Here is a 7531-nt window from a genome sequence, read left to right as displayed (position 1 = left end):
TTGTGGTTCACTACACTTGGCGGTAAATACCTGTGGTCAGACTATCTCCGACTGAATTAGTGCCATGCCCGGCACACACAAAAGAGAGTCTATTACAGACTCTCTACATACTCTTCTAAACATAGATTCTTCTGATGCATCTTTAAAGCAGCTTTTTTACCTACATAACGATAATGCCATGGTTCATTCTTAATATGTGTTATAGATGTTTTATTCTTAGGATAACGTTTCACAAAACCATACTTATATGCATTTCTTTCTAACCATCTATAAGCAGACTGATTAGTTGTATAACGGTTATCCCCTACTATATCCACTGCAAGTCCTAATTGATGTTCACTTGTACCTGGGGCTGATACATAATTTAATGCATATCTTCTTGCAAGAAGCGTAAATAAACCTTTATTTTTATAATAGTTTGTACGATTATCCAGGATCTTCTGCTGTGAATAAGATGATCGATATCCTTCATTCACCTGCATGTAAATACCATCTTTTCTCGCATCTCTAAACATTTGTGATAGTTCAGGAACGATACGTGAATCTACTTCTTTCCCATTATCTAGCTTTGTAAGTATCACTTTATAGTTATCTGGTATTTTACTTGTATGATTCACAAGCATAAGATTCCAGCCGTGATTTGTAGAAGCATCTTCTATAAAAGTATCTGAACGAAATATAATATATCCTGATAATATGAGTAATAGAATTCCTAGAACTAAAAGACATTTCTTGAATACTCGCATTTCTTTTCACCTCACAATAGTTATATCGTGAAATGTTGAAAAGAAACATCTCAATTTCCTTACAAAAATATTAAGATTCGCTTACATGATTATAATTTTTTAGTAATGAATAATATAATAGGACGAAGGAATCCACATGTTAGAACACTCACTACAATAAGCCATGATGCATATTTACATCTTTTAGATAAGAAGTGATAAGCAATAATATGATCGACAATAAAACCAATAATTAATATGACTAGAAACACAACAAATAAAAGATAGTTTAATTCGTCCATCACAAATAAGACATATCCAATAATTAATACAGGAAGTGCACAGATAGAAAATATAATACCAAGCACATGATCTCCTGTGATATTTCCTAGTAAATATTTATTATAGAAAGGAATCCAGCCGCGATAGGTTTTAGTATCTAATAATGAAGAGACAAGGAATCCTTCAAAAAGATAACCTGCTACATAAGTACAAAGTATACCTATAAATAAAGATACAAAGATAAGAAATAGCGTAGACAATATGCCCATTAGAAAAAATACACTTAATGCACCCATAATCATTTACCTCACAATCGAAAAAATAACAACAAATATACTGTAGAGAATAATCACAATACTATGCTTCTTCCATGTCATGCTTAAGTAACCTATAAATTCTCTAATCAAAGCATTTAATGTAAAATACCATTTAGTGACTGAACCAAAGCCAATACATCTAATTCCTAAGTCTTTTGCAAGTATCAAGGCTCTAAAAACATGATAGGACGTAGTAACAAGTCCAACTCGTGGAGATTCTTTAGTCATAAGTTTTGATGAGAATAAGAGGTTTTCTTTTGTATTCGTAGATTTGTCTTCAATGATTATCTTACTCTCATCAATACCTTTATTGATGGCATATCGTGCCATGGCTTCTCCTTCAGGAATATCTTCTCCCTTGCCTTGTCCTCCAGACATGATGAGCAAGGCTTTTGGATTCTTTTTTAGGATTTCTATTCCTTGATCAATTCTACTCGCTAGTAATGGTGTGACCTGCTCTCCTTTGATGCCTGCTCCTAATACTATTATATAATCCAGTTTTCTAGATTTAAATAAGTGGAACGTATTTAGGAAAGCAGAAAGGCAATAGCTAGCAAGAACGGATAAGAAATAGAGAACCGTAAATGATATGATTGCATAGAGAACTGTCATTATTTTATTAGAAAACTTAAAAAAGATTGGTCCTATAAATAGATAAACAAATAATCCTATCGAAAATCCTAGAGATAGAAGGTTAGTGAATTTCAATCCTTCATGTTTAATGACTTTAATTCCTTCTACAAAGAACATAATAATAGTTGCAAGTGGAAAAAATAGGATAACCAGAACTGCAACAGCGGCTAATAGAACCCCTATATCCATAATAAGTGGATAATGAGTTAATGTTTCAGAATAGTAGAACGCATAGAAGAAAGCTGTAATAATAGTCATAAGTGAAAGCCCAAAGAACCCAACACCACTCCACAAGGTGCGTGATTCATAACGCATAAGCATGCAATACATGAAATATAAGATCAATAATATAATGAGTGGAATAAATAACACAAAAATCACCTCCTAATATAAAAAGCCACCTAGGAAGATGGCTTATTTCTTACGTTCATGAAGATCACTTAGATCATATGGTGTTTCCTGGTAAACATAATAGTTCAACCAGTTAGAGAATAAAAGATAGGCATGTGAACGCCATTTTACTTGTATTTCCTGAGATGGATCATCATCAAGATAATAATTTTTAGGTAGTTCTGCAATGACACCTGGTTTCTCTTTGTCACGCTTATATTCTTTATCTAATGTGTCTGGATCATATTCAGGATGTCCTGTCACAAAGAACTGAGAACCATCCTTAGAAGCCACCAAATAGACTCCTGCATCATCACTTTCAGCAAGTATATCTAAGTTAGAATTACTTGCAACATCTTCCTTTAAAACAGTTGTATAACGTGAATGTGGTGCATAGAACTGATAATCAAAACCTCTTAAAATCTTTCTTCTCATCTTTCTTTGGTTAGTATGATGACGATATACACCTGTTAATTTATGCTTCAATAAGTACTTATCAATACCATAATAATAATGTAAAGCAGCCTGTGAAGCCCAGCAGATAAAGAAAGAACTAAAGACATGTATCTTGGCCCATTCAAGTATTTCACATAATTCATTCCAATAGTCTACTTCTTCAAAAGGCATCTGTTCTACAGGAGCACCTGTAATAATCATACCATCATAAGAATTCTCTTTAATATCTTTAAATGTCTTATAGAAAGTAAGTAAATGTTCCTTAGGAACATTCTTAGAATCATGTGTAGACATATGAATAAGTTCTACTTCAAGCTGTAATGGTGTATTAGATAATAATCTTAATAATTGTGTTTCTGTTGTAATCTTTAAAGGCATGATATTTACAATTAAAATTTTTAAAGGTCTAATACGCTGTGTAGTCGCACGTGTCTGGTTCATCACAAAGATGTTTTCAGCCGTTAAAACTTTATATGCTGGTAAATCATCTGGAATATTAATTGGCATAAAAACTCCCCCCTATCTATATGCAAGCAATTCATCAAATGCATCAATAATAAAATGATCGGTCATCCCTGATAAATAATCAATAATACTCTTTTCTAAAGCAAGTGAATCATTCTCAAAGTCATAGACTATATGATTTTGATAACGTTCATCATGAAGTAAAGTACTATAGCGTGTTAACCATTTAAGATAATGATTAATAATGAGTGGATAACGTTCTGCATCTTTTTTTAAGTCTAAAACAAAATTGTCATGTTGTCCATACTCATATAAGAAAGAAAAGAGACTCTCTAGAATCAATTGTACATATTGCGTATGAATCTTAACCTTCTTTATTTCATAAATCTTTTGATAATTAAACTTCATAAATATCTTCATAATTTCAAAAGCTTCATTAGACAAACCAATATAGTCTTCGGTACTATTATGAATCACATCTTGAATAAAGTAATTGACCACTGTTCCATTATTGATTGCTTTAAATAATTCTGGGACAACTGCATTAATTTCTTCTATTAAGCTTTTCATATCTTCTTCATTAAGTATATGTAAGTTCCATGCATCCTCTATATCTCTTGCAAGATAAGCTATCTTATCACTGATTTTCACCACACACCCTTCTAGAGTATAAGGCTGATAAAGTCCTGGTGATTTAAAGTCTTTTAAATCTATCTTTTCACTTCTAGGTTTAATTCTTCTTTGATTCACTTCACCACAATGGGCTATAATGCCATCTCTTACTGCATAGGTGAGATCAAGATTATGTTCAATATGTTGATCATCCTCTAGTAAACATAAATCATCTATTAAGTGAAGGCTATTCTTTTCGTGCCAGAAAGGTTCTAATCCATGTTTTATAGACAAAGAAGAAAGAATCTTTTCTCCACCATGACCAAAAGGAGCATGTCCTAAATCATGTCCTGCACTAATAGCACGTGTAAGTTCAGTATTCAGTCCTAATTGATAAGCAATTGTGTAACTGATAGATTCTACTAGATTCACATGTTCAGCACGCGTACATATATGATCATTATCAGGCGCAAAAAAGACCTGTGTCTTATGTTTTAAACGTCTATAGGCGGTAGTAAATATAATACGATTATAATCTCTCATAAAAGGTGTTCTAAAATCACCTTTTCTTTCATATAACTGTGATTCTCTTTCTACGCAGTCATTGTATTTAGGATTGTCTTTATTCATTGCCTTCATGAAATCACCTCAAAAAAATTATAGCACAAAAAAAGGCGCTTAAGCGCCTATAGAGATTATTTAGATAATAATGATGCAGCTGCTTCATCAACGATGATGATTGCATCTTCATGTTTCTGAAGAATAGAAGCTGGTAAATCTTCTGTTACTGGTCCTTCAACTAAGCCTTTAACTGCTTTAGCTTTTCTTTCACCAGTTGCGATTAATAATACCTTCTTAGCTTCCATGATATTAGAAATACCCATAGTGATTGCATGAGTAGGAACAGCACTTAAATCACCATTGAAGAATAACTTAGCGTTGTCTTCAATTGTGCTTTGCTTTAATGCAATGTAGTGAGTCACTGAATCAAATGATGTACCTGGTTCATTGAAACCAACATGTCCATTAGAACCTATTCCTAATAACTGGATATCTCTTGGATTTTTAGCTAATAATGCATTGTATTCATCACAAACTTCTTCGATAGATCCCTTACCCTTAGGAACATTGATATTATTCTTATCGATATCTAATTCATTGAATAACTGATGGCACATGAAATAGTAATAACTCTGTGGATGATCCTGTGCTAAACCATAATATTCATCAAGGTTGAATGATTTGATATCTTTGTAGCTTGTTCCGTTAGCTTTATGATCTTCTCTCATTAATTCATAAAGACGGATTGGTGTAGAACCAGTAGCTAGGCCAAGGTTTGCGTTTGGTTTATTTTTGATAACGTCAAGCATGATTTCTGCTGCTTTCTGACTTGCTTCTTCATAATCTTTAGTAACAATAACTTTCATATTATTATCCTCCTGTTTACACTTATATATTATACTTGTCATTCCTATTTGTAAAGTGATATTTTCATACTATGAAATTTTCTTTATTTATTTTAAAATATATTGGTATAAATTATCTGATAGTGAAACAGCGGTTAAAGAGTGATCTGGTAACTAGAATATATCTATTTTTACTATTAAAAAAGTGAAAAAATGATCCTAATTAGCTTCTTTCAACACTTGCAGATATATATAGATAGATTTAAGTTAATTCATACCCTCAAAATTGTGTAAATTTGTCAAAAAAATATATACGAAAGAACTTCTTTCCTTTATTTTATACCCCTTTTATTGTAAAATATGGAATATATGGAGGTAGGTCAAAAATGACAAATGTAAAAGGTATTGCGGCATCTAGTGGTTATGCCATTGCTAAAGCATATAAATTAGATATGCCAGATTTAACTGTAACACGTACTACAGTTGAAGACACAGAAGCTGAAATTGCTTTATATAACAAGAGCGTTGCAGCAGTAAAACTTGAAATCGCTGCAATTAAGGAAGCAGCTACTAAAAACTTATCTGAAGAAGAAGCAGCAGTATTTGATGCTCATGCTCAGATTCTTGAAGATCCAGAACTTCAGTCACAGGTTGAAGCTAAGATCAATGATGAAAAGGTATGTGCTCCAGCAGCATTAGAAGATGTAGCTAATTTATTCATTACTATGTTCTCATCTATGGATGATGCATATTTCAAAGAAAGAGCAGCTGACGTTAGAGACGTAACTACTCGTTTAAAAGCTAACTTATTAGGTAAGTCTTTACCTAACCCTGCTTTAATTGATGAAGAAGTTGTAATCATCGCTCATGATTTAACTCCTTCTGATACAGCTCAGTTAAATAAAAACTTAGTTCGTGGTTTCATCACTGATATCGGTGGTAGAACTTCTCACTCTGCTATCCTAGCTAGATCTATGGAAATCCCAGCAGTTGTAGCAACTAACGTTATTACTGAAACTGTCAATGATGGTGATATGGTAGTTCTTGATGGTTTAACAGGTGATGTATTTGTTAACCCTGATAAAGAAACAGTTTCAACTTATGAAGCTAAGAGAAAAGAATTCGAAGACTACAAAGCAGAACTTAAGACATTAAAGACTGCTGAATCAGTATCTACTGATGGTCATAAGGTATTATTAGTAGCTAACATCGGTTCTCCAAATGATATCGAAGCTATTAAGCAGAATGGTGCTGAAGGTGTTGGTTTATTCAGAACTGAATTCTTATATATGGAATCAGATGAACTTCCAACAGAAGATTCACAGTATGAAGCTTATAAGACAGTACTTGAAAACGTAAATGGTCCAGTTGTTGTTAGAACAATGGATATCGGTGGAGATAAGAAGTTAAAGGCTCTTCCAGTTCCTGAAGAAATGAACCCATTCTTAGGTGTTCGTGCTATTCGTCTTTGCTTCCAGAGAGAAGAAGTATTCAGAACTCAGTTAAGAGCATTACTTCGTGCTTCAGTTTATGGAGATCTTAAGATCATGTTCCCTATGATTGCAACTGTTGACGAATTCAAGAAGGCTAAGGGAATCTTATTAGATGAAAAGGCTAAGTTAGAAGCTGAAGGTGTTAAAGTTTCTGATTCAATCGAAGTTGGTATCATGATTGAAATCCCAGCCGCTGCTGTTCTTGCTGATCAGTTTGCTAAGGTTGTAGATTTCTTCTCAATCGGTACAAACGACTTAATCCAGTACACTTTTGCTGCTGATCGTATGTCATCTACAATCAACTACTTATATCAGCCATTCAACCCATCAATCTTAAGATTAGTTAAGAACACAATTGATGCTTCTCATAGAGAAGGTAAATGGACTGGTATGTGTGGTGAAATGGCAGGCGAAGCTCTTGCTGCACCATTACTACTTGGTTTAGGACTTGACGAATTCTCAATGTCTGCAACTTCAATTCTTGCTCAGAGAAAACGTATCAGAGAATTATCTTATGAAGAATCTAAGAAGGTAGCTGAAAAGGCAACTACTGAACTTTCTACAATGGAAGAAGTTGTTGAATTAGTTAAAGCTGAAACTGGTATTGAAGGATAAAAAACACAATACTTGAGAGATGAACATTTGGAACCTTTAATTTTTAAGGGGGGTCAATAGAAAACTCGCTTTAAATATTTGGGGGTTTCCACTTGTAAAGGGCAGTCAGAAATGACTGCCCTTTAGTGCGCTCATAT

General features: G+C 33.3%; 7 protein-coding genes. 1 reads left to right on the top strand and 6 read right to left on the bottom strand.

What is annotated here, in order from left to right:
• Positions 1-92: 92 nt before the first annotated feature.
• The 6 genes from ABUA27_RS11355 to nagB form a co-directional block, all read right to left on the bottom strand.
• Positions 93-746 (bottom strand): M15 family metallopeptidase, encoded by a 654-nt coding sequence (locus tag ABUA27_RS11355; protein WP_303353058.1) that lies wholly within the window; start codon positions 744-746, stop codon positions 93-95.
• Positions 747-835: 89 nt separating this feature from the next.
• Positions 836-1303: a hypothetical protein gene (locus ABUA27_RS11350; protein ID WP_349820743.1), complete on the bottom strand. Its 468-nt coding sequence runs from the start codon at positions 1301-1303 to the stop codon at positions 836-838.
• Positions 1304-1309: 6 nt separating this feature from the next.
• Complete coding sequence (locus ABUA27_RS11345) at positions 1310-2329, bottom strand: YdcF family protein (RefSeq protein WP_349820742.1); 1020 nt, start codon at positions 2327-2329, stop codon at positions 1310-1312.
• A gap of 42 nt (positions 2330-2371) precedes the next feature.
• Entirely contained in the window at positions 2372-3310 is a 939-nt protein-coding gene (gene metA / locus ABUA27_RS11340) for a homoserine O-acetyltransferase MetA (protein WP_349820741.1), read from the bottom strand.
• A 12-nt stretch (positions 3311-3322) separates the two neighbouring features.
• Complete coding sequence (locus tag ABUA27_RS11335) at positions 3323-4519, bottom strand: deoxyguanosinetriphosphate triphosphohydrolase family protein (RefSeq protein WP_349820740.1); 1197 nt, start codon at positions 4517-4519, stop codon at positions 3323-3325.
• Between the two features lie 56 nt (positions 4520-4575).
• Positions 4576-5307: a glucosamine-6-phosphate deaminase gene (gene nagB, locus ABUA27_RS11330; protein WP_022424885.1), complete on the bottom strand. Its 732-nt coding sequence runs from the start codon at positions 5305-5307 to the stop codon at positions 4576-4578.
• Between the two features lie 365 nt (positions 5308-5672).
• Between nagB and ptsP the strand changes: the two genes are divergently transcribed.
• Positions 5673-7394: a phosphoenolpyruvate--protein phosphotransferase gene (ptsP, locus tag ABUA27_RS11325; protein WP_288835454.1), complete on the top strand. Its 1722-nt coding sequence runs from the start codon at positions 5673-5675 to the stop codon at positions 7392-7394.
• Positions 7395-7531: the final 137 nt, after the last annotated feature.

The organism is Catenibacterium sp. RTP21428st1_D7_RTP21428_210409, from assembly GCF_040227455.1.
Taxonomy (GTDB): Bacteria; Bacillota_I; Bacilli_A; order Erysipelotrichales; family Coprobacillaceae; genus Catenibacterium; species Catenibacterium mitsuoka_A.
Note: the sequence above shows the minus strand (reverse complement) of the source record. Positions and strands in the feature narration are given on the sequence as shown.